The sequence below is a fragment of the Streptomyces sp. NPDC033136 genome, from assembly GCF_055578235.1.
In genome coordinates, this window is the sequence record NZ_JBVIPD010000021.1 from 1 (window position 1) to 22,409 (window position 22,409).

The following is a 22,409-nucleotide window of genomic DNA, read 5'->3' on the forward strand; positions in this document are numbered from 1 at the left end:
GAACTGATCGCCCGAACGCTCCCACGACGACGCCGGAACCATGCCTGAACAGCGGAAACTCAGTGATCACATCCGGTAAGACAACGGCTTCTTAGAGGTCGTCTCATTTGGTGAGTCTTCGGTAGCAGATGAGGGTGCAGGCGATGCTGGTGAAGGCCAGAAAGTGGTCGGCTTTGCGCTCGTAGCGTCGGTGGAGTCGGCGGCAGCCGGCGAGCCAGGCCATGGTGCGTTCGATGGTCCAGCGGTGGCGGCCCAGCCGCTTGGAAGACTCGATGCCCTTGCGGGCGATGCGGTGGGTGATCCCGCGCTTGCGTAACCATCGGCGCAGGTGGTCGTAGTCGTAGCCCTTGTCCGCGTGCAGCTTGGCGGGGCGCCGTCGGCGGGGTCCGCGGCGGGAGCGGATCGGCGGGATGCCGCAGACGAGCGGTTCGAGGGCCTGGCTGTCGTGGAGGTTCGCGCCGGAGATGCCGATCGAGAGGGGCAGACCGGTCCACTCGGTGATCAAGTGGATCTTTGAGCCCTTCTTGCCCCGGTCAACAGGATTCGGACCTGTCAGATCCCCCCTTTCATCGCGCGCATGTTCACCGAATCGATCGCGCACCGGCTCCAGTCCAGCTCTCCACGCCTGCCTAGCTCGTCAAGGACCAGCCGATGGAGCTTGGCCCAGACCCGGGCCTTGGTCCACTCGGTGAACCGCCGGTGGGCTGTCGGCCCCGAGAGCCCGAACGACGGGGGCAACTGCCGCCACGTGCAACCCGACGTGGCCACGAAGATGATCGCCGCCAGGACCTCCCGGTCTCCGTACCGCCGTCGGCCACCGCCCTGCGGGCGGGACGGAGCGGGCGGTACCACCCGCTCGAACAGCTCCCACAACTCATCTGGCACGAGACGCTCAACGATCCCCACGACGGCAGACTATCGAACAGCCCAAATGAGATGACCTCTTAGTCGTCGGTGGCTTCGTCACCCTGCTCTTCGGGCGGCGCCGACCGCCGGTACTGAGGGTGGTCGAGGTCGAGCTGTTTGGCTGCGTGCAGGGGCACGGGGTAGCGCGAGCGGTCGGACCAGGCGATGGTCTGGTGGCACAAGCGCGCGGTCGCCCGTGCGAGCATCGTCCGGTCGACCCCATCGGCCACACCGACCGGGTAGATCTCGGTCGCCGTGATCGCCCACCACGGCGTCTTGAGCTCGTTCGTCTCTCGCTCCCCCTCCTCCCCACCCTTGCCCGGGTCGGCGTCCCAGCGGGTAATGGTTTTACCCAGGTCTCCACCCTTGGCCTGGTAGTTGCGCGGGATGTTGAAGAGGATCCAGAAGGGGTTACCGAAGTCGACGTTGGCGCGGTGCAGCTTGGCCGATGCGAACGTGATGGACTCTTTTTCGGTCTCCGGGTCGCTCTCGCGGGGGACAGGGACGTACTGAGGTACCTCGTCCGCGGCGACGTTCATCCGGATGACCGCGCTCGGCTTCTTACGAGGTGCGTTCTTGCCTTTGCCGTACCCCGGCAGCCAGGTGCGCGGATCGGTGATGTCCTCTTCCTGGTAGCTCTGATTCTCGTTGTGCAGGCCCGTCCACATCCGTCGGCAGGCGTGCCCGTCGACCATGACGACATAGCCCATGCCGGGTTCCAGCTCGTCGCGTACGAGGCTGGAGAGGGCGTCTTCGACGTGTGCTGCTGCTTCCGCCCAGCGTTCCTTGTCCGTCTCGCCCTTGCCGTCGACGTGGAGTGCGTAGTCACTGGCGTGGAAGGCAGCGATTGCCTCCCGGTAGGGCACCCAGGCCCCGATTTGGGGCGTCCACGCTCGCATCGTCCAGGCGTCGCCCTCCTCCTCCGGCGGGAACAGGGCGGTGGCAACGATGATGCGTTTGGTGTGCTTGCCATCGGCGGTCTTCGCCTGCCGGCGGGCGTGGATCCCGCAGTAGACGAGTTTCCACGCCTCGTGGCCCTTCCTGTCCTTCGCGATGGCCCGCGCGAGGCGCTGGTCGATGATCCCGAGTGAGCGGTACAGATCGAGGAGCGCCATGTAAGCGGCGTGGTCTTTCCCCGGCTTCGGAGGACTGATTTCTGTTGCAGGGTTTCCGAACGTCCCTGGCTTCATTCCCGAGGTGAACTGGCAGACGAAGTCCTTCTTGGCCAGGAAGCGGCGGACCTGGAACTTCCCGTCATAGCGCTCCTTGCGCAGCAGGAAGGCGTTCCGCTTCTCTCCGTCCTTCTTCTTCAGCGCCGGGATCTCGGTCTCGCACCACGCGCCAACCAGTACCTGCGACTCGCTGTCGGCGAAGTCGTCTTCGAGGGATTTGAACTCCACGGTCCGGTTGACGTCGTCACCGTGTGACAGGAAGCGCTCAGCCTGACGGAACACCACGCTGATGCCGGGAGCGAGGAAGACCTCCTCGCCTGGCCCCGGATCGCCGATTGGCGGGCCGTCCGGGAAGGCGAGGGACAGCGCGTTGATCATGCGCAGGCGGGTGTTCCAGCGGTACCACAGGCATACGATCCGCAGGTGCTCGAAGCCCTGGGCCTTCACGGAAGCGGTGATCTCTTCGGGCGGGGGAAAGCCGATGGTGTGCAGGAGCTCGCCGGCCTCGATGCGGCTTGCACGCTCCTGCGGGGCCATCTTCTGTTTGTCCGTGGGGCGCGGCTCGAAGGTCATCGGTTCCACCGTGAAGTCGACCCAGGTGGCTTTCTCGCCCAGCACCTTGGAGACGTGCTCGGCCAGGAGCCGCAGATGCAGGGTGCCAGGTCCCGTGCCGACAGCGAAGTTGTCGTTCCTCGGCATGAGCGGGCGGATGACGCCGGCGTCAGGAGTAATGAACGAGGGGAATTCCCCCTCCTCGGCGGCCTTCTCCAACAGGGACCGCTCTTCAGTGACGCGCGTGTGCAGCGCCTGCAGGACGCTGATGTCCATCTCGTCTCGTGCGAGCAGTTCCAGGGCGCGCTGGTTGACCGCTCGGACGCTGCCGTTGCGTACCAGCTCGGTGTGCAGGATGGGAAGGCCGTCGCTGCCCTGGTAGATGTGCGTGGACTTCGCGTAGACCATGTTGCTGTGGACGCGGGTGACATGGGCGTCCAGGAAGATGACAGGGTGGACGATGTTGGGCTCGGTCTTCATGACCACCGAGAGCCGGGACATCGCGTACTGGGCCTTGGTGGCCTCGTTGACCTCGGTTGCGTCGTCACGGAGGTTGTACTTGCGCCCGAAGGGGTGATCCCAGGCGATGAGGCCGCCCCGGCTGTCGGGGAGGTAGGTGACTTTCCTTTTGTTCGGGTTGGCTTTCCAACCGATCGTGCGGTTCTTGTAAACCTGTTCGCCGTCGGCGTCGAGCTTGGGAGAGCCGTTCTTCTCCTTCGCGGCGACCTTCTCAGTGATCGGGACGAGGTCGTAGATGGTGAACTTCTCCTGGGCGAGCTTCTTGGAGATCACCCATGGCACGGCCACGTACATCCAGTCGGGACACTTCGGCTGCCTGCCCGGCACCGGCTTAAGGAGCCGCGCCATGTCGAATTCCTGCTCGGGAGTCTTCGCGATGGCTTCGGCCACCGGCGGTACGTCGAGGAGGACGGCCTGGTCGGTGTTCAGCCCCTTGCTGTAGCCGACGACGCAGCGGAAGACGTGGCGCAGGGTCTCGTCGTCAATCTTCTCCAGTGAGACCAGGAAGTTGAGGTACCGGTCGAGGTGGACGTACCCCCCGGTCTTGAACTTCAGGTAGGTCAGAGCGGTCGAGTACGGCAGGTTCTTCTTCTCGTCCGGATGCTGCTGGCTCTTCTGCTCGTCGGCTCCGTCGCCCTTCAGCTTCTCCCATTCATCCCGCACGTTGCGCGGGAAAATCCGTACGTACACCTTCTGCCCTTGCACGAGTTCGGGGGTGCAGCGGAGGGTGAGGGTGCTCGGGAGAGTTGCGGTGGTGTCGCTCAATGCTGTGATCTCTTTCGGGAAGAAGCGCTGGGCTATGCGGAGAGGGCGAGGTCGACGCCTGCGTAAGTCAGGAAGGCGTTGACCGCTTCGCCGTACAGTTCGGCCATCTGCCGACGTTCTTCCGGCAGCCACCGGGAGGCCATGCGTTCGATGATGCTGGCCAGGTCGGAGCTCCATGTCTCGTCATGGAAGGCGTAGTCCACGAAGTGCAGTTCCATGTTGGTACCACCGCGTCGTGCTCGGCCGGCGAGCTGGATGAGGGACACCAGCATTCCGGCGACCATCTGTTCCTGGAGGACGAGGTCCATCGTCGACAGCTGTGGGGAGGAGCGCAGGATGGTGCTCAGGTGGTCGCGTGCGGCGGTTTGGGCTGCCTGTAGAGCCTGGACGGGATCCGATGTGCCGGACACGGGCAACGAGTTGATGCCTGCGGCATTGACGCTCCCGTACATCCAGGTGGGATCGTCGATGATCAGCGGGGGCCTCACACACAGGTAGATGGAGTGGATGGCTGAGCGGAGATTGACGACGATGTTGAGTCCTCTGGCGATGTTAGCCAGGGGAGCGATCAGGATGTCGCCGAATTGGGGGAATTCCTCGACCTCTTCGACCGTGATGCGGCGCACCAGTGAGGGGTCGGGGAGGTGGCGGACGTTGCTGAGGCGGTCCTCTTCCCGGACGAGGACGCACACGCGGTGGGAGAGCCCTTTCGCCTTGGCGAGGCCGGTCGCGATGTGGCCGCACTGCTCGTAGCTGTTGGCGGTGAGGATCACGCGGGCGCGAGTGCGGGTCGATTCCGATTTGGCCAGGCGCGTAAGTTTCCTCGACAACTTTGTCTCGTACAGGCGTTCACCGATCTCGCGCAGGGCTTCGGGCTTGTCGGAGGGAAACTGGCCAGCGATCGGGATGCGTTCTCCGGCCTTTCGGTGGCCGTTGCCGAAGGTGACGGCCGACGACTCGACCAGGATGGATTCTTCCTGGGCGTCGGTCATCCACCACATCACGGGCGCGTGGACGTGTTCCTTGACCGCCTGGGGGAAGTAAGCCGTGGCGGAGAGCCCGAAGATGGGACGCTCCACGCCGGCGGTGATCAGTGAGACGAGTCCGCCGAGTTCCGACACGTAGGTGTGCGGGTCGCCGGCCATCTGCTGCGTGGAGAGCTTGGCGTCCTTCTCCGGATTCTTCATGCCAGTGACCCGGTAGCCGTTGATCGGCCTGCCGATTGTTCCGTGCGGAAGTACGTCGGCGATGCCGCCTGAGCGCATCGAGTCGATGATGCGGTTGGCGCTAAGCAGCCCGGAGTGACGCAGGGACTGGGCGGTGTCGCGCAGAACGGCGAGTGACACGTCCAGTTCGCTCATCAGCGTGCGGATGAGGAGGTGGTCGATGGCCCGGTTGCGAGCGCGGCCGTCGCTGAGCATCGGGGCGAGGGCCTCGTGGAGCCTGAGTTTGAGCGCGTCACGCTGGTTGATGCCGCGCGGTGACACGACGGCCCCGAGGACGCTGCTTACCCGTTCCCACTCGGGGTCCAAGAGCATGGGTGCAGGAGCCGTCTCGTCGTCTTCGCCGAGGTCGGGTGCCGGTACCAGGGCGTTGAGCCGGGCGATGGCCTCGGCGGGAAGCGGCTGGCCGTCACTGACCGGGTATTCGGGGAACAAGAGGCCGATGAGCTCTCGGTCCTTGGAGCGTGGCAGGCGCCAACCCTCGTAGTCGTATTCGTGCCGCAGCCGCGGGACCCGGGCGTCGTCGTGGTGGTTGAGGCGGAATGCCTTGGTGCACAGGCCGGTCAGCAGCGACTCGGCCATGAGCCGGACATGGCTGACCGGTTCAATGAGCTGATCCTCGAAGCGCAGAGGAAGGTGCTTGGCCGCGGTGTCCAAAACCTGCGGTTCTGCCGTCCACGGGCGCCGGGAGTGCAGGTCGACCGTGGTGGCGCACCGGTCGACGGCGACGGCCTGGAAGGCGTCGATCTCGTCGATGATGACGAAATCACTGGCGCGGATCACGAACTCGCGGACGGTGACGGACCGGACCGGGCGGCCGTCGATCTGGATTCCCACCCGCATGGTGCCCTGGATGAAGTTGTGGTGATTGGTGACGATCACCGTGGCTTCAGCGGCCTGGTAAGCGGGGGTGAACTTGCCGCAGATCGGGATCCAGGGGCAGGCCAGCATCTCACCGCCGCCGCGCAGGCTCAGGCAGTTCTCCTTACCGGGGCGGTAGACGCCGGCGGAGTCGAGCCAGTGCTGCTGTGCGCACCCGTAGGCGAGGTGGTCGACGTCACGGCGGCCTCGCTTGCCCCATTCCCCGGGGGCGTCGGGATCCTCCTTGACGAGGGCCGCGTGCTTGAGGGCGCGCTCGTGCCGTGAAGACGGCGACATCAGCGGAGCACACGTCGCCAGGTGCTCGGTCTTGCCCGCCTCGTGCAGGATCTCGAGGTCATGGCTGATGTCCCAGACAGAGGCGAGAGTGGCCTTGACATCAGGGACGAGGAGGGTGACGCGGTAGTCGTTGAGCGCGGCCCACGAGCCCAGGAGCCGAACCAGCACGGACTTACCGGTTCCGGTCGGCGCGTGGAAAATCTGGGTCCGGCCGGCCAGGAGATCCAGTACGTCGACGGTGTCGGTGTCGCGGGCCTTCACCCGGTCGAGCAGGCCCGTCAGCACCTTGTACAGCCAGGGGCCCGCCTCCGTGTCCTCGTACTGGGTGTCCAGGAGTTGCGCGATGTCCTTGAGTTCCTGGACGGTGACCCGGACGGTGCCGAGGCTGGGCCGGGTGGTGAGGGCGGGAAGCGTGTCATGGCCGAGTGGCTGGGTGAAGGCGGGGAAGCGGGGGATGGTCACGCGGCCGTGGACGATCTCGTTGCCGTCGGTGCGCTCGCTGGTCTCGTACGTCTGGCCCGGCGCGGCGAACTCGTGAGGCTTGCGTCTGCTGCTCGGCCGCCGGTAGGGCGCGAGAAGACTCTTGGCGTAGCCGAGGTAGTCCCCTCCCAACAGGGGGTAGGCCGCGGTGGCGGTAAGAGGATCACCGGCCAGGGTGAACAGCTGGAGGGTGGTCTCCTCGTCCTCCTCGTCGGCGCTGTCCATGGCGCCCAGGAGGATCCGCGCGGCGGAGGCGAACCGCTTTTCGTCGGCGAGGTCGGGCTTGCTGAGCTTCATCACCTCGGCCACGAGCAGTCGTTCCTCACCGCCCAGCTCAGTCCATCTCTCCCATGCCTGGGGTTTGCAGCTGGCGAAGAACGCCGCGTGGCGGAAGGAGGCCAGCGGCTTGCCGTCGTCATCGTGCTGCGGGAAGTAGTGGGCGGCCAGGGCCAGCGCGGCGCGGACGAAGGCGTCCCTGACAGTCATCTGGCTCATGCCCACACCACCCCGGCGCTCTGGCAGACCATCTTGGCGAAGTCGGTCATGGTCGCGGCCTTCATTCCGTACTTGTGGCAGGTCACGGTCAGCAGGGGGATCTGGTCGGCGCGGTGGTCGGGAACGACGAGCCATTCGGCGCCGCCCTTGTCGCCCTCGTTGCGGTGCAGGCTCTCGGCCAGGACACGGCCGTGGGTGTAGTCCTTCACATCCACGGTGAAGACGTGCGTGCTCCCGTCAGGGCCCTTGACCTCGATGCGATGGTCGTAGGCATCGCTCATCGGCCAGAGCTTGACGGCCTCGTCCACATCAGCCAGTGCGGCGGCCAGATGCTCCCGCAGAACGGTGTGCAGACGCAGCTCGTGCAGGCCGGGCACGCAGGTGTAGCGCCACACGCCGCGCTTGAGGGCCAGATGCCCCTCAACCGGCTTCGCCTCCGGCACAGCACCCGTGCCCCCCAGCGCGAGCGCTGCCTCGTGCGGAGGCGGGGTGTCGGGGCTGTCCGGATGCAGCTGCGGCGCGTCTCCGGACGTAGGCCGGAACATGAAGCTGGCACCGGTATCGGCGTGACGGCCGTAGAGGCAGGCGACGCGGTAGTACTCGCGGCCCGCACTCATCCGCTTGCTGATCTTCATGGGCCACTTGCACACCGTGCAGGGGAACCACCAGGTGCGGTAGACGGCGTGGTACGGGATCGGCTCGTAGAAGCCGATCGCGTTGAGGGGCAGGCCGCGCTTGTTCAGCTCCACGGCCGTGCCGGCCGGGCATTCCACCAGCGTGGTGCGGTCCTTGACGTACTGGGCGTCACCGCGGCCCTTGAGGATCTCGTACATCTGATCCTGGTCGATCTCGTCCTGAAGCTGCTCCTCGGTGAACCGCATCCGGCCAATCCGCCGAAGCCGCTTCAAAATCCGGTGCAGCTGGGAGGTCTCCCACTGCAGATCGAAGGCGTTGCCGGTGACGCAGCCCTCGGCGTCAACAACGGGAAAGTCGAGATCGCCGAAGCCGGACCGGTCCAGCCACGGCGGGAGCAGGCCGTCGATGGGACCGCGCAGCCTTCGGCGGAACTCGCCGAACGACAGCGGCACTCCGGGACCGTACGCGGCGAGCAAGTCCCCGTGGTACCGCATCAGCTTCTCGGCCCGGTCCCTCGGGCTCAGGTCCGGGGCGGTGATCGTCTGACAAGCTTTGATGAAGGTGAAGTTGATCAGGCGGAACGCCTCGAAATGCGAGAACGTCAGGCCGTCATCATCGACATGGGTCGTCACGGGAGACGACGGTAGAGCACGGGTCTGACAATGCCCCCGGAACGGCCTCGGACCGCCCTAAATGATCATTACGCTGGAGACGCCGCAGCCGGGTACATCTCCGTATAGACGTGCAGGTAGGAGGCAATGTGCTGCTGCCCGAGACCGGTGGTGTGCCACCGGTACTCGAGGACGTGCGTATCACCCGGCGCCATCCGGGGACGCAGTTCGATGAAGCCTCTGCTGGGATGCGCCTGGCGTTTCGGCCGATAACCCACAGCCAAGTAGAACAGGGACTTACCCGTCAGCTCGCTCTCGTGGAGACCCTCCGGGCCGGCCGCGGCGACACGCAGCAGAACGCCCCACAACCATTCAGACAGCAGATGCGCGGGAGGTACCGACTCCGCGGGCTCTCCCAGTCCAGCGCGGGCACAGGCACGGCCGCGGCGCGTAATCTCCACGAGGGTCCGGTCTACCTCACCGACCCCCGGAACCTCTACGCGGTCCTTGGTCACTTTGATCAGTCCCAGCCGCTCCAGGGAGTGGAGGGTGGCCCCCGCCCCCTGATCATGGACGCCAGCGCTCCGCAGTCGCTGCTGAAGGCGCGTGTGGCCGACTACTTCCATGGGTGCGTCGAGAGCGAACGGCAACTTGCGCCACTGCTTGGCCGGCGGAACCCTGACCTGGTTCTGCCGGCGCATCCACATCTCAGTTTCAGTCATCTTGTCATCGCGCAGGATTTCCCCCAGATAAACCCGCTGCCGTTCATTCAGCCCCTCCCAACCCTCGACTGCTGACGCCGGCGGACCGTGCCGCTCCCGCTCGGGCAGACGAGGGGGCTCATCAGCCGGACGCGTACGCATCCAGGCGTCCACCACCATCCGGACCGGCACCTCGTACACGGCGGCAAGCTGCTGCACGAGTCGGCCCGTGTGCCCCGGCTTCCTCCAGTTCCAGCCGGACACCTGACGACCCCGCTCCAGGCTGCGGACTTTGTGTGCGTCCACGAACAGATCACGGCCGACGGCAGTCGCGCGAAGGCGGGTGGCGACCTCCTCAGCGGTGAGACCAGCGGCGTACCGGAGGTCAACCAGCGTCTCGGACCCGCTGGGCGTACCCGTGAGGTCGGCGGTGGCGCAGCCCAGAGCATCCGCGAGCCGCCGCACGTTCCTGGCTTCAGGCACATACCTGCCCTCCTCCCAGTACACGACCACGCGGTATGTAACCCCCACAAGATCAGCAAGCTCCTGCGGAGTGAGCCCAGCCTCCTCGCGCAGCGCCTTGATCTTGGTGTGCTCAACGGCTAGCAGATGCCTCGGCATACTCGTAGAAAACCTCAGTGAAGACTTCATGGCAACTGATCAGCGCCGGGTGGCTGTCAGTGTGGAGATGAGTTCAAGCGAGTGCGGGGGCGTGCCTGAAGCCCAGAGGCCGTCAGGAGCGTGTTCCGGGATCGAGCCGTCGGTGTTGAGGGCGTAGATGGCGCCGTCTTCCAAGAGCGCATCTGGGCCGAGTCATGCACCTGCCGGGCGGGCGATCGAAGGCGCGACCTGTCGATCACGAGGGGCGGACGCGCCAGACGTCGCGGGCGGTCGCCGACGGGGCCGTGCCATCGGATGGCCAGGCCCACGGCGTCGCTGTGGCGCCGTCTCCGTCAGTCTCTCGGGGTGTCGCCTGCTGGGCGCGATTGCCGTATTTCGTGGTCCTGGGGAGGGATATCGTTGGCGGGTCGTCCGCACAGGGATGCGGCGCCCTGCGCATGTCCACTCGGCGGTGTGTCCGGCGGATGCGCGCCCAGCATCCCCATATTGGGCTGACTGATAGGAACAACACGACCTTCGGGTCGCCACCCTGTGACGAGCAAGGACACCCCCGACTGATGGCAGTGACCCAGCAGGAGATCGAGAACCGGTTGTGGGACGCCGCCGACGAGCTGCGCGTGGCGATGCCCGAAGCGCAGTACTCCTCGGTCGTCTTTCCTCTGATGTTCTGGAAGTACCTGTCGGATACCTGGGAGCACAATCACCAGACCTTCCTCAAGGAGAACGAGGACCTCGACCTCTCGGCAGAGGAAGCCGACGAGGTCGAGTACAGCAACTACCAGACGTTCAAGATCCCCTTTATCTTCCCTGGTACCGTCGCCGAGAGCCGCGCCTCTTGGTCATCCATCCTCGCCACCGTCGCCCAGCACGGCCTCGGCCAGCGGGTTCGCGCTTCCCTCCAGGCCATCGAGTCGGCCAACCCAGACAAGTTCTCCCGTCTGTTCGGGTCCATGACCTGGACTTCCGAAGCGGTGCTGCCGGGGGAGGTGCTGGCGGCGGTCATGCGGTCGATGAACCGCGTCCCCAAGATGCACGAGGGCAATATGTCCCATGATGTGCTCGGCGGGGCGTACGAGTATCTGCTCAAGCGCTTCTCCGACGGGTCAGGCACCCGCGCCGGCCAGTTCTTCACCCCGCGCGAGGTCGTCGAGCTGATCATCAATCTGCTAGGCCCCAAGAACCACGAGTCGGTGTACGACCCCACTTGCGGGTCAGGCGGCATGCTCATCGCCGCCGCGAACTTCCTGAAGACCCGCGGCGGGCGGGGATACACACTCAGCCTGAACGGCCAAGAGGCGGTAACGGACACTGCTGGCGTGGCCCGCATGAACCTCTTCATGCACAACCTGACCGAGTTCAAGGTCGAGGTCGGCGACACCTTGAGGGACCCGCGTTTCAAGAAGCCGGACGGGTCCGTCAAGCAATTCGACATCATTGTCGCCAATCCGCCCTACAGCCTGAAGTGGAAGCCCTGGACCAACGACCCGCGATCCATCGGCGGGGTCGCCCCACAGTCGTCGGCGGACTGGGCATTCGTGCAGCACATGATCGCCAGCATGGACCCGCAGAAGGGCCGCGCCGGCGTCGTCCTGCCGCACGGCGTCCTCTTCCGAGGCGGCCAGGAAGCAGCCATCCGCCAGCGCGTCCTGGACCACGACCTCCTGGAAGCCGTGATCGGGCTGCCTGCGAACCTCTTTTACAGCACAACGATTCCGACCTGCATCCTCGTATTCCGTGCCCCTGGCACCAAGGCCCCGGAGCGGAAGGACGGCGTGCTGTTCATCGACGCCTCCGCACGATTCACCAAAGCCAAGAACCGCAACGTCCTCACGGACGTAGACATCACCAACATCGTGACCGCCTACCACTCGCGCTCCGACGGCAGCGAAGAGACTGACCTCTCGGCACGGTTCGTCCCCACCACAGAGATCGTGGCGAACGGGTACGACCTCAATATCGGCCGCTACATCAAGCAGGCCGCCGCTGAGCAGGAAGACCTCGGCACCCTCATCGACGCCTACAACATCGCCCGGGCCGAGCGCCAGAAGGCCGAGCAGCGCATGCTCGCGGTCCTCTCTGCCGCCGGGATCGAGGGCTTCGATGAGTGACTGGCAGCAGATCAGCCTCAGTGACCCGGAGACTCCTGTGCGTCGCAAGGTATCCGTCCCGCCGCAGGGATCGAGGGCTTCGGCGAGTGACGGCTATCCGCTTCGTCCGCTCGGGGAAGTGATGCGTCTCGACATCCAGCGCACACCGATGAAGCCCGCAACAACCTACCGCCTAGCCGGGGTCTTGAATGCAGGAAAGGGGGTTGTCGCTAAAGGCGAACTCGACGGCGGAGATACAGAGTACGCAGCAATGAACGTGCTGCACGCCGATCAGGTCGTGATGCGAAAGCTGACCGCCTGGGAGGGCCCGATCACTGTAGTACCTGCCGAGTTCGACGGGTTCGTCGTCAGCAACGAGTTCCCGACGTTCACGCTTGGCCCAGAAGTGATGCCCGACTGGATGAGGCATGTCTGTGGCTCGCCGCGACTGTGGGCAGAGATGAAGAACCGAGTGAGTGGGACGGTTCAACGGCGTAAGCGTCTCAACCCAGAGCAGCTCCTGCAGATTCAACTGCCGATCCCGCCCCGTGAGGTACAAGCGCGGATCGTGGAGATGCTCGATGCGGTGGACGACCAGGTCACCGCACTCGTCGGTGAGACTTTGGCCGCGGAACGAGTGCAGTGCAGGCTGCTGGATGAGTTCACGAGCACAGCTACCAGCAGCACGAAACCGCTTGGGGGCCTTTGCCCCGTAATCGGATCAGGGCCGTCTTGGGCGGCCAAGGATGAGTCTTCGGTCCCGTCAGAGGGAGCACTGACAGTCCTGAAAATCACCAATACGAGGCCCGACGGGTCCATCGACCTGAGCGAGCTGGTCTATGTGGCGGGGCTACCGGCGAGCACCAAGGTCATCGGTCCGACGTCCCTAGTAATGATCCGTACGAACGGAAACCGAAAGCGGATCGGCAATGTTTACCTGCCGCCCGAGGAAGTACACGGTGCGGCGGTATCGGCCTTCCAATTCACCCTCGATGCTCTCGACGTCGAGACACGTGACTACCTATATCTCGTGCTTCGGAGCCCGAGGATCCAACACCAGATGAGCGAGTCCGCCAGTGGCAGCACCGGCCTCGGTAACCTTGCCGTCCGGTGGCTAAAGACTCTTGAAATTCCCTGGCCCAACGCCGAGACACGCAAAGCCCAGGTTGAAGCGGTACAGGCCATCGACGCCAGTATCGCCGCAACCCGTGCGGAGGCTGATCGTCTTCGCCAGGTCCGGGCGGGGCTGCTGGCGGGGCTCCTGGACCGGACCATCGAGATCGAGTCTGCCTACCCGGGGGGTCTGAGCTGTGGCTAAGGGCATACGGGAGCGCGAGTTTCAGAACTCGATGATCCAGTGGTCCCTCCCGATGGGATGGGGCTACAAAGCGGGCAGGTCGCTGCCGCGTGAGACGACACAAACGGTGCTCGCCGACCAGCTGCGGGACGCCATCGTCCGGCTCAACCCTGAGGTGATCGACGGGTTCGACGTGGACGCCGTGGTCGAGGAGATCACCGCCACGGTCAACGCCGTCGAAGGCGGGCTGGTGCGAGCCAACGAGCAGGTGCTGGAACTGCTGCGCGGGCACAAGGAGTTCCGGGGCTCCAACGGCGTGTGGCACGCCTTGAAGGTCATCGATTTCGAGCACCCGACCACCAATACCCTGGTCGTGTCGGACGAGGTGACGATAACCATCCCCGGCAAGACTCCCCGCCGGTTCGATCTCGTGTACTGGGCCAATGGCCTGCCCCTCGTGGTCGTAGAGGTGAAGTCACCGACCGCTAAGTCCGGGTGGGCCGACGCCGCACGCGAAATCAACGACGTGTACGCCACCGAGTATCCGTGGTTCTTCACCCCCAATGTCTTCGCTGTCGCCTCCGACGGGCTGAAGCTGCGGTTCGGTGCCGCGGGTGCGCCCCTGAACCTGTGGCAGCCGTTCCGATCCACTGACGACGACGAGAACCTGTCCGGGCAGGCCGACGTGCAGCGCTCCGTCGAACTGCTGCTCAACCCGGCCACAGTCCTGGACATGCTCGCCAACTTCACCCTGTTCGATACCTCTGGAGGAGGGCCGGACAAGAAGTACCTGCCCCGCTACCCGCAGATGGAGGCCGCCCATCTGATCCACAGGCGGGTCCTGGCCGACGGCAAGAAAGGTCTGGTCTGGCACCACCAAGGCAGCGGGAAGACGCTGCTGATGGTGTTCGCAGCTTCGCTGCTACTGGCTGACACCCGCACCGAGTCGCCCACCATTATCTTGCTCTCGGACCGAACTCAACTCGTGCGCCAAACCTCCGGGGTATTCACCTCCGCGATGGGCGACGCCTACTTCCACCAGCCCTCCACCAGCAAGGAGTTGCGCTCCCTGCTGGCTGACGATGTGCGCGGCGTCATCTCCACGACTGTCCACAAGTTCGCCGACGCCGGCAAGAACCTGTCGACCCGCCGCAACATCATCGTGCTGGTCGATGAGGCACACCGCACTCAGTCATCCGAGGAAGAGTCCCTTGCGGGACAGATGCGCGCAGCGTTGCCGCACGCGAAGTTCTTCGGCATGACCGGCACACCCGTCAGGAACCTCGCCACCAACACCTTCGCTCTCTTCGGTGAGGAGACCGACCCGAACAGGGTGATGCACCGGTATTCGGTGTCCCGGTCTCTCCAGGACGAGGCAACCGTTCCAGTCATGCTGGACCCCCACCCGGTCACCTTCGAGATGAACGACCTGGCCCTACAAGCCGAGTTCGACCAGTTCGCCGACGAATTCGACCTCGACGACCCCGACCGTGAAACCTTGTCCCGCAAGTTCGGGCGCCTCACCTCGGTGTTCGCCAACCCCGAACGTATCCACACGGTCTGCCAGGACATCGTGGACCACTACCTGGCCGGCACCTATCGCAACGGGCTGAAGGCGCAGGTCGTCGCCTACAACCGTGAGCTGGCCGTGGCATACACGGACAAGATCAACGAGCTGCTGGCCAGCTACGAAGCGGCACAGGTACTCGCCGAAGTCGGCAAGCACGATCGGATCACCGCAGAGGTGAACATCCACGTCTCGGACGCCAAGACCGAAGACGCGGCCATGCGGCCCTACCGGCTCTCCGAGGTCGACGAGGAGGACCAGAAGCGGCGATTCCTCACCCCCGATGACCCACTGTGCTTCCTGGTCGTGACGGCCAAGCTGATGACTGGGTTCGACGCCCCCAACGAGGGCGTCCTCTACCTGGACAAGCCGATGAAGGCTCACAACCTGTTCCAGACGATCACCCGCCCGAACCGCACCTGGGTCTCCCCGGCCGGATTCGTGAAGACCACCGGCGTGGTCGTGGACTACATCAGCCTGGCCGAAGAGGTCCAGCGTGCCGTCGTCGACCCCACCTCGGAGGGGTCCGCCGGCAAGGGCGGCGGGTTCGTCACCGACCTGACCGACCTGGTCGCCGAGTTCCGCACCACCTTCGCCGACATCGAAGACCTCCTCGCAGATGTCGACGGCCTCGATCTCACGGCACACGGATACGAGTCCGTACGCGCCATCAACGGCTTCCTGGACGCCAACCCTGACGCCGCCGAGGTCTTCAGCAAGAACTACCGGCTTCTGGCCCGCCTGTACCCACTCATCAACACGGACAAGCGGGTCGCCAAGTACCAGGACGGGTTCGGGCTCTTCGGGTCTGCGTACACGACCCTGTTCAAGAAGTCCTCCGACGAGGAAAGGAAGGAGCGACTGAGCGAGCTGGGGCCGATGGTCCTGGAGATAATCAACGCCCACGTCCACTCCTTCTCTGTGGCCGCCTCCCAGGAAGAAGCCCTCGTCCTGGATGCCCAGGGCATCACGTTCCTCAAGGAACTGCTCGCCCTCGTCCGTCCCAAGCCCGACAAGGACGACACCGAAGACAAGAGGCCGCCGTCTGCGGCGGAGATCCTGGACGACATCAAGGCGGCCTTGGATAAAGGTGTTGAGCCGGGATCCGCCAAGTACACCGCCCTGGCAGAGCGGATCAGGCAGCTACGGGACCGGATCATCCAGAACGCCCAGGACGCCCTGGAGTTCCTGGCCGAAGCGCTCCGGGTCGCCCGTGCCATCGTGAACGCCGAGAAGCACCCCGACGAAGCCGTCGTACTGGACGATGACCACGTAGGTGTCCTGTCACGGATCATCCACGACCACGCGCCGCCTGGCCTCACCGTTACGGAGCAGAACCTGGCCGAGGAGATCGACCAGGTGGTCAAGCGCACCCTTGCCCAGTCATGGGACAACGCTGAGGCCCGCAACCGCGGCGTCCGCCGCGCCACCGCCGCAGTCTTCCGCCGGTACATGTTGAAGCCGGTGGGTGAACCGTACGGCTCCACCGTGGCCTACGTCGAAGCCCACTACCTCGTTGACTGACAATGCGAGAAGCCCGGCAACCCGTGTCGGTTGCCGGGCTCACAGTGCGGGGCGATGCAGACTCGGAGAAGCGCTGTTTCTCAGAATGAAGCGGGCGCTGCAGAAGGCGCCTGCTGTATCCCGCCTTGATCCACTCTGACCTGCGCGTCCGGCGTCGTGACGGGTAGTCAGGCATTTTGTGGGACGTATGTGGGATCCGGCCGTTCGGGTGACCCGTGGGACGCCGTGGTCTCGCCAGTGCTTCTCACTCCATCTTCACACCATCGAAGCTTCTTGCGGAAACAATCCCGCACCTCGTCGGCGTTGATGATCTGCGAGCCGAGGAGGGGAAGGTGTCGGGCCTGAAGCTGTTCCGCACGGATACGACGAATAGCGGCATGATCGAGGTCATGCCGCGTCTCGCTGAGATCGAGGCAGATGTGCAGAGTCTCGTCGAGGCGCATATGGAGACGCTGCTGGGCGTCCGGTTCCTGGCGAGCGAGTACGGCACGGGACCGGTGCACGGGGGCCGGATCGACTCGCTTGGGCTGGACGAGAACGGCTCTCCGGTCATCGTCGAGTACAAGCGCGGCACGGATGCCGGCGTGTTCTCTGAACTAAGTGGAGCTGCCCTTCCCCTTGTGATCGCGTACCGTCACAGCCATGAGTACAGAGCTCATCATTGCCTCGATCTCGGCGGCCGTGGCCTTGGTAAGCGTGGCCATCAGCGCGCATGCCAGTCGGCGGCAAGCGCTTCTCGCTGCGGAGCTGGAACGCCAGACTGCGGCTCATGCCCGGGATGTGGCCCGCCAAGACATCATGAGCCGTGTCCGCGACCCGCTCCTGTGGGCCGCCTACGATCTCCAGTCCCGGATCTACAACATCGCTCGAAGCCAGTTCGGGTTCCTCACGCTCTATTACAGGGACGGCACCCCGCAAGAACGGGAGTACGCCCGTCGCAACACGCTGTACGTGATCGCGGAGTACTTCTACTGGGTGGAGATCCTCCGGCAACGGGTCCAGTTCTTGGACTTGGGCAACCGAGAGGACAACCGGAAGGTGGTAGATCTCCTTCACGAGGTCTCCAACCGATTCAGCGCGGACCGGAACCAGGGAGCGGGCTTTCGCCTGTTTCGGGGCGAACAGCGTGCCATCGGCGGGTTGATGGCCAGCCAGACTGGCGATGATCAGGGTTGCATAGGCTATGCGGAGTTCTGCCGACGCCTTGACACGGACCAGGAGTTCGGCGCTTGGTTCGCCTCTCTGGACGAGGCCATCCAAGAGCTGGGTAATGAGTACTACGTCGAGCCACGGTTGATCGAGATTCAGCACACACTCATCAAACTGATCAAGTTCCTCGATCAGGATGGCGAGAGATTTCCCTTCACCCGTGAGCTGCCCCGGCAGCGGGCTGAGACACCTCGATGGCTCAACGATCTCCAAGCGGACGTGTCCGAGCCTGGGGCCGAATGAGGGCTCTTCACTTCTCTGAATTGCCGTCAGAGCCAGCATATTGGTGGAAGATCGGGATCACGTTCGCTCCTCTGGCCGATGCTGATGTGGAACGGCGGGAACGGTGATCGTGGGAATGCCGAGATCGACGACGCTGCGGCCGGCGGGGCGTCGGTCGAGTTGGGCAAGCTTCTCCTGCGCTCCGGCAAGGCTCACCTGGAGCCCTTCCACTTCGCCGAGCCATCCTTCGCGTTCGGCTTCGGCGAAGCGGGCGAGGAGGTTGTCGCGGATCTCAACGAGCCGGTCACGCTGGGCGGGGTCGGGCCAGAGCATTGGGCAGCGGACGCAGGCGTGTTCGTGGATGCAGGGGGTGCCGAACGCGCGGCCGCATGCTCCGATGGAGACTTTGCGCCGCTCGAAGTGGCCGAGGAACTCCTGCCATTCGTCGTCAGTGGGAACGCGGTATTCCTCGCTCGGGCGGAGGGACCGGCGGCGGGCGAGGAAGGCCATGTGCGCCTGGATGGCCTCTTCGGGGTAGACGGCTTTGTAGCCGAGAGTCACGTTGATGTCCTGGTGGCCGGCGATTACCTGGGCGATGTGCGGCGGCAGCCCGTTGAGGATCGCGTCGGTGATGAACAGCCGGCGGAAGTCGTGCGGTGTGTAGCGGAGTGGGGCGCCGGTGGCGTCGATCAGGCCGGTGTCGATGAGGGCCTGGTCGAGCATGGTGCGGACGGTCTCATCGGTGAACGCGCGGTCCTCGCCGCAGATGCGCCGCTGGAACAGCAAGGGGGTCGGCTCCTGCCATGCGCATTCGCGGCGGTCGTAGGAACGGACCAGAGGAACGGCGCCGGTGGTGCCCCGGGCTCGGCAGATGATCGCGCTCAGGACGTCGGCGAGCTCGGGGCTGACCAGCAGCAGCCGCTCCGTGTCCGTCTTGGATGGGACGATCTGAAGGAGGGGGACGAGTTCACCGGTGGTGGGCAGCCGGTATTGGACCAGGCTGTGGTGGCTGAGTTCCAGCAGTTCCTCGATGCGGATGCCGGTGGCCCGCAAGACCTCGATTACGGCCCAGGTCCAGAAGGCTCTCTCGTCCTCGAGTCCCAGATCGCGGCGTTTTCCGGTGTGCGGGTCTTCGGCCCAGATTCTGCCAGCCGTTCCGTGCGGAACCACGGCGCGTACGAGTTGCTGACCGGCCCCGGCGAACGCCTCGCCCGGGCCGGCATGCCGGGCGGCTTCCAGTGCTACGGCAGCGTCCTTGCGGCGCTGGTCGACCGTGCGGACGAGGATCGGCAGGACCGGCAGGCGCTCGCGGGTGCGTGCGTCCATCCTCGCCTTGCGCCGTCGTTGTACTTTGCGGTTCTCCAGCTCGTCAGCCCTCACCGGGCTGGGTGCCACCCACGGGCCCCAGCGACCGGGATCTTCCAGTGCCCACTGGCCGATGTCGAGGTAGAAGGCCCGCACCTGGGTGAGCGTGTCCCGGTGGTTGAGCCTCTCGACCTGTGTGCTGGTGCGTCGGCCGTCGGGGCCGGTGATGGTTTTGTCCTTTGTGCGAATCCTCTGCTTCCACTGCCCGATGATGTCCGGGGAGAGGCGGAGGCTGTCGACGTCGGGGTGGTGGTGCTCGATGTCCTGCCAGAAGCGTTTGCCGAGGTGGTAGGAGAGTGACTTCAAGCTGTTGTAGTCCAGCGCGGGCTGGCGTTCACGGAGATAGTCCACCAGCAGGTCACGGACGGGACGGCAGTGCAGTCCGTAGCGGTCGATCAGTTCCTCAGGGGTCCGTTGTCCCAGGTTGCGGACCTCCCGCAGGTTCCGCGGGGCAGCCTCTCCGAGGGCTCCGAGCTGGTGCAGCAGGCGGTAGAACACCTCGGTTCCAGACGTCATTCGCTTGAGAACCGCGGCTTGGGTTTCGAGAAGTTCCAGGACGTCGCCAACGGTGATGTCGGCCAGGGTGCCGCCCTTCGCCGCGAGGATGAGGGCACCGCGGCAGAGAGCCGCGCTGACGTGGGCCGGTCGCACACCCTGGGCTGACGCACCCATCTCCTGCAGGTGCTCGAATCCCTGCGGGTCGCGGATGCGGGCCATGGAGCGGACCAGAACCCCTCGGCGGCTGGCCCCGGCGGCCAGCCAATCCACAGAAGGCCGCAGCAGACCAGCACTGATCACCGTCGTCAAGGCCAGGCCAACCGCCGGCATGCGCCAGGCTGCCTTCAGGCCGCGCTCGTGCAGCCACTGCTTGATCACCGGCCGCCAGGCGGCGCCGGTCTGCTCGATGCCGCTGGCCTGCCACCGCTCCTGCCACGTCTGTCCCGGCTGGTCTTCTAGCCAGTCCAGCACCATGACGACGCCGTGCTTGTGGTTGAGCTCGCTGCCCGCGTTCTCCAGCGTACAGGGCCGACGGGACAGCAACTTGGCCGCCTCGGTGCGGGAGCGCTCGGTGCCCGGCCAGCTGCTGGGAATGGTCCGGGCGGGGAAGCGCTGCTGGGCGGCCATTCCACGGGTGAGCTGACGCGATGTTCCAGCAGCCGGTGTGCGGGAGCCGGCACTCGCCGACAAGGTGATGGTCACCGGGCACCGGCTCCGAACAGCACATCGAGACTTTCCGGCCGGTAGCCGACTGCCGGAGGCGGGGCGACGCGGGTGGCCGCCTGACGCGTCTGTTCGGCATGGTGGGCCAGCAGCCGCCGGATCACCATCTCCTTGCGAGGCGTGAGGTAGAGCTGTGTTGTGGTCAACTGAGCGTGACCGAGGACGAATTGGACATCGGTGAGAGGGAGGGTGGGGTCCTCGGACATCCGGTACGCGGCGGTGTGCCGAAGCGCGTGCAGCGTCGCGGACGTCCCTGCCTTGACGTTCGCCCGCTCGAACATGCGGTGAACCGCGTGGTAGGTCAGTGGGCTCGACGGTGAGCGCAATGTCCACCACAGCGGGAGACGCCGTCCGCGTGGGAGCTCATCGCCCATCTCCAGTTGGTAGAGCCGCAGCCAGACGAACGCGTCGGTCGAAGCGGGGAGTTCCTGGACCTCGCCGGTACCCTTGCGGATTACCGAGATCAGCTGGCGCCCTGGATCGACGCCGGCCTGCCATGTGCTGAGCAGTTCGCTGGCACGGGCGCCGGTGGAGATATAGAAGGCGACAAGGGCCCGGTCCCGGTGCGACGGGAGCCGGGCGAAGATCTCGTTGAACTCCTCGTCCGGGACACTGCGGGGCACCCGCTTGGGTACCCTCGGCCGGTAGAGCCCGGCGCGTTCGTTACGAGCGGGGTCCATCGGGTTGCGGTGGGCGTGAGCCCGCCGGCCGCGACGTGACCGGTCCAGCGGGAACGGGTTGAGGACCGGCCCGGTGCCGATATCGCGGTGGAAGTCGTAGAAACTCCGCAGCACTGTCTCGCTGTGCGCTCGTACCGACGGTGCGTACGGCTTGCCGCCTGTGGCCCACCGGCCCGCCTCGCTCGGGCGTCGCCAGTGCGGACGCCTCGGCTGTCCGGCGACCTGAAGCCAGCGGGAGAAGTCCCTCGCCTCGATCCGGCTCGCTCGGTCCCACGGCACCTCGACAGCCCAGAGGAAGCGGAACCAGCGCAGCATGTCTATCCCGTAGGAACGGGCCGTCGCCGCCGAACGACCGGCTCCCTGCAGGTCCCGTAGGAAGGCGCGAGCTCCCTCGACAGGTTCTCCGGCCGGGTCGATGAGTCGGTAGGGCTCCCACGGATCGTCCGTGGCCACCAGTTCCCCGACCAGAGGGACGGACAGGGCCGCCAGGTCTCGAGATGCCTCCATGGCCGACTCAACGATGCGTCCAACAGAAGGTCACTGACCTGCAGAAACTCCGCCAGTAGTTCAGTCAACAGGTCATCAATCAGGGGCTGTTTTACCTGGCCTGGTTGATGGACCACCGTGCCGAGTTCGAGCACCTGGTCCGCGACCGGCTCGGGGTGACGGACGCGTCCCAGGTCCTGTGGAGCGGCCCGCGCCTCATCTGCATCGCCGGCGACTTCACCCGCTACGACGTGCATGCCGTACGCGAGCACCGGCGCTCAATCGACCTGGTCCGCTACCGACTCTTCGGCAGTGACCTGCTCGGGCTTGAGACCGTGGCCTCCGTGAGCGGTGGCACGCAGATGCCCCGCCGGGTACGGCGCCGGGCGGTTGCCCAGGCGGCGGCCGACGCCCAGGGCGCGTCGATGGTGGAGTTGGCGAGCGCGGTCGACGAGGTCCTGCTTGGGCTCGGTGACGGCGTGAACCGGGTTGAGCGCAAGACCTACCGGGCGTATCAGCGGTTGCGGAACTTCGCCTGCCTGTGCCCGCCGCAGCGCAGCAAACTGCTGGTCTACCTGAAGGTCGACCCGAAGGATGTCGACCTTGTTCCGGGGTTCACCCGGGATGTGTCCGGTCTCGGTCACCACGGGACGGGTGATCTGGAGGTGCAGCTCCGTACGCCGAGGGACGTGGAGCGGGCGCAGGAGCTGTTCCGGGCAAGCTACGCGGCGGCATGATCGGATGGTGCCGCCCGTCTCGTCGCGGGCTGTGCTTCGTGCCGTGTCTGCGGTCGTGAGCGGGGGCCTTTCGACGTCCGGGCATGGGGTGGCGGTGGACTATCAATGGTGCGGGGGGGGGGCAGTTTTTGTTCACCAAGGGCCCCCCCCTTTTTGTGCCCCCCCTCCGTGTTTT

At 65.4% G+C, this 22,409-nt stretch carries 12 protein-coding genes and 2 pseudogenes; 6 read left to right on the forward strand and 8 right to left on the reverse strand.

Annotated features, from left to right (window positions below):
• Nucleotides 1-103 precede the first annotated feature (103 nt).
• The 5 genes from ACZ5TL_RS29980 to ACZ5TL_RS30000 all read right to left on the reverse strand — a co-directional run bounded on the left by ACZ5TL_RS29980 (nt 104) and on the right by ACZ5TL_RS30000 (nt 9,869).
• Nucleotides 104-900 (reverse strand): IS5 family transposase gene (locus ACZ5TL_RS29980; RefSeq protein ID WP_468593886.1). Its coding sequence is split into 2 segments (ribosomal slippage): nt 104-570 and nt 570-900, totalling 798 coding nucleotides; the frame shifts between segments, so codons are not numbered across the junction.
• Between the two features lie 44 nt (nt 901-944).
• Nucleotides 945-3,914 (reverse strand): RNaseH domain-containing protein, encoded by a 2,970-nt coding sequence (locus tag ACZ5TL_RS29985; RefSeq protein ID WP_468593709.1) that lies wholly within the window; start codon nt 3,912-3,914, stop codon nt 945-947.
• Between the two features lie 32 nt (nt 3,915-3,946).
• The gene (locus tag ACZ5TL_RS29990; protein ID WP_468593710.1) at nt 3,947-7,270 is read right to left on the reverse strand and encodes a hypothetical protein; all 3,324 of its coding nucleotides are present in this window, start codon (nt 7,268-7,270) and stop codon (nt 3,947-3,949) included.
• On the reverse strand, nt 7,267-8,538 hold the full coding sequence (locus ACZ5TL_RS29995; protein WP_468593711.1) for a restriction endonuclease-related protein: 1,272 nt from the start codon (nt 8,536-8,538) through the stop codon (nt 7,267-7,269). Before ACZ5TL_RS29995 ends, ACZ5TL_RS29990 begins: the two co-directional genes overlap by 4 nt.
• A 68-nt stretch (nt 8,539-8,606) precedes the next feature.
• Nucleotides 8,607-9,869: a helix-turn-helix transcriptional regulator gene (locus tag ACZ5TL_RS30000; RefSeq protein WP_468593712.1), complete on the reverse strand. Its 1,263-nt coding sequence runs from the start codon at nt 9,867-9,869 to the stop codon at nt 8,607-8,609.
• Between the two features lie 527 nt (nt 9,870-10,396).
• Between ACZ5TL_RS30000 and ACZ5TL_RS30005 the strand changes: the two genes are divergently transcribed.
• From ACZ5TL_RS30005 to ACZ5TL_RS30015, 3 genes are all read left to right on the forward strand, one after another.
• Entirely contained in the window at nt 10,397-11,947 is a 1,551-nt protein-coding gene (locus ACZ5TL_RS30005; protein ID WP_468593713.1) for a type I restriction-modification system subunit M, read from the forward strand.
• Between the two features lie 121 nt (nt 11,948-12,068).
• A complete protein-coding gene (locus ACZ5TL_RS30010) occupies nt 12,069-13,244 on the forward strand; it encodes a restriction endonuclease subunit S (RefSeq protein ID WP_468593714.1) in 1,176 nt (391 codons plus the stop codon).
• Nucleotides 13,237-16,314 carry a type I restriction endonuclease subunit R gene (locus ACZ5TL_RS30015; protein ID WP_468593715.1) on the forward strand — a complete coding sequence of 1,026 codons (3,078 nt, stop codon included), beginning with the start codon at nt 13,237-13,239 and terminating at the stop codon, nt 16,312-16,314. The genes ACZ5TL_RS30010 and ACZ5TL_RS30015 overlap by 8 nt, the downstream gene beginning before the upstream one ends.
• A gap of 167 nt (nt 16,315-16,481) precedes the next feature.
• Here ACZ5TL_RS30015 and ACZ5TL_RS30020 read toward each other — a convergent pair whose 3' ends face one another.
• Nucleotides 16,482-16,757 carry a hypothetical protein gene (locus ACZ5TL_RS30020; RefSeq protein ID WP_468593896.1) on the reverse strand — a complete coding sequence of 92 codons (276 nt, stop codon included), beginning with the start codon at nt 16,755-16,757 and terminating at the stop codon, nt 16,482-16,484.
• On the opposite strand from ACZ5TL_RS30020, the pseudogene ACZ5TL_RS30025 reads away from it, so the two are divergent.
• A pseudogene (locus ACZ5TL_RS30025) lies at nt 16,647-16,910 on the forward strand (DUF5655 domain-containing protein); the annotation flags it as partial. The gene ACZ5TL_RS30020 and the pseudogene ACZ5TL_RS30025 overlap by 111 nt on opposite strands.
• 46 nt (nt 16,911-16,956) lie before the next feature.
• Nucleotides 16,957-17,766, forward strand: a complete 810-nt coding sequence (locus tag ACZ5TL_RS30030; RefSeq protein ID WP_468593897.1) for a hypothetical protein — start codon at nt 16,957-16,959, stop codon at nt 17,764-17,766.
• Nucleotides 17,767-17,823: 57 nt separating this feature from the next.
• Here the strand turns inward: ACZ5TL_RS30030 and ACZ5TL_RS30035 are convergent, their stop codons facing one another.
• Entirely contained in the window at nt 17,824-20,310 is a 2,487-nt protein-coding gene (locus ACZ5TL_RS30035) for a tyrosine-type recombinase/integrase (RefSeq protein ID WP_468593716.1), read from the reverse strand.
• Nucleotides 20,307-21,518 carry a tyrosine-type recombinase/integrase gene (locus ACZ5TL_RS30040; RefSeq protein WP_468593717.1) on the reverse strand — a complete coding sequence of 404 codons (1,212 nt, stop codon included), beginning with the start codon at nt 21,516-21,518 and terminating at the stop codon, nt 20,307-20,309. The genes ACZ5TL_RS30035 and ACZ5TL_RS30040 overlap by 4 nt, the downstream gene beginning before the upstream one ends.
• Nucleotides 21,519-21,589: 71 nt before the next feature.
• Between ACZ5TL_RS30040 and ACZ5TL_RS30045 the strand changes: the two are divergent.
• A pseudogene (locus ACZ5TL_RS30045) lies at nt 21,590-22,234 on the forward strand (DUF5655 domain-containing protein); the annotation flags it as partial.
• Nucleotides 22,235-22,409: the final 175 nt, after the last annotated feature.

Coding starts and splice junctions, on each gene's coding strand:
- ACZ5TL_RS29990 (WP_468593710.1), bottom strand. CDS start 7,270: ATGAGCCAGATGACTGTCAGGGACGCCTTCGTCCGCGCCGCGCTGGCC.
- ACZ5TL_RS30000 (WP_468593712.1), bottom strand. CDS start 9,869: ATGAAGTCTTCACTGAGGTTTTCTACGAGTATGCCGAGGCATCTGCTA.
- ACZ5TL_RS30005 (WP_468593713.1), top strand. CDS start 10,397: ATGGCAGTGACCCAGCAGGAGATCGAGAACCGGTTGTGGGACGCCGCC.
- ACZ5TL_RS30010 (WP_468593714.1), top strand. CDS start 12,069: ATGCGTCTCGACATCCAGCGCACACCGATGAAGCCCGCAACAACCTAC.
- ACZ5TL_RS30020 (WP_468593896.1), bottom strand. CDS start 16,757: ATGCGCCTCGACGAGACTCTGCACATCTGCCTCGATCTCAGCGAGACG.
- ACZ5TL_RS30030 (WP_468593897.1), top strand. CDS start 16,957: ATGAGTACAGAGCTCATCATTGCCTCGATCTCGGCGGCCGTGGCCTTG.
- ACZ5TL_RS30040 (WP_468593717.1), bottom strand. CDS start 21,518: ATGGAGGCATCTCGAGACCTGGCGGCCCTGTCCGTCCCTCTGGTCGGG.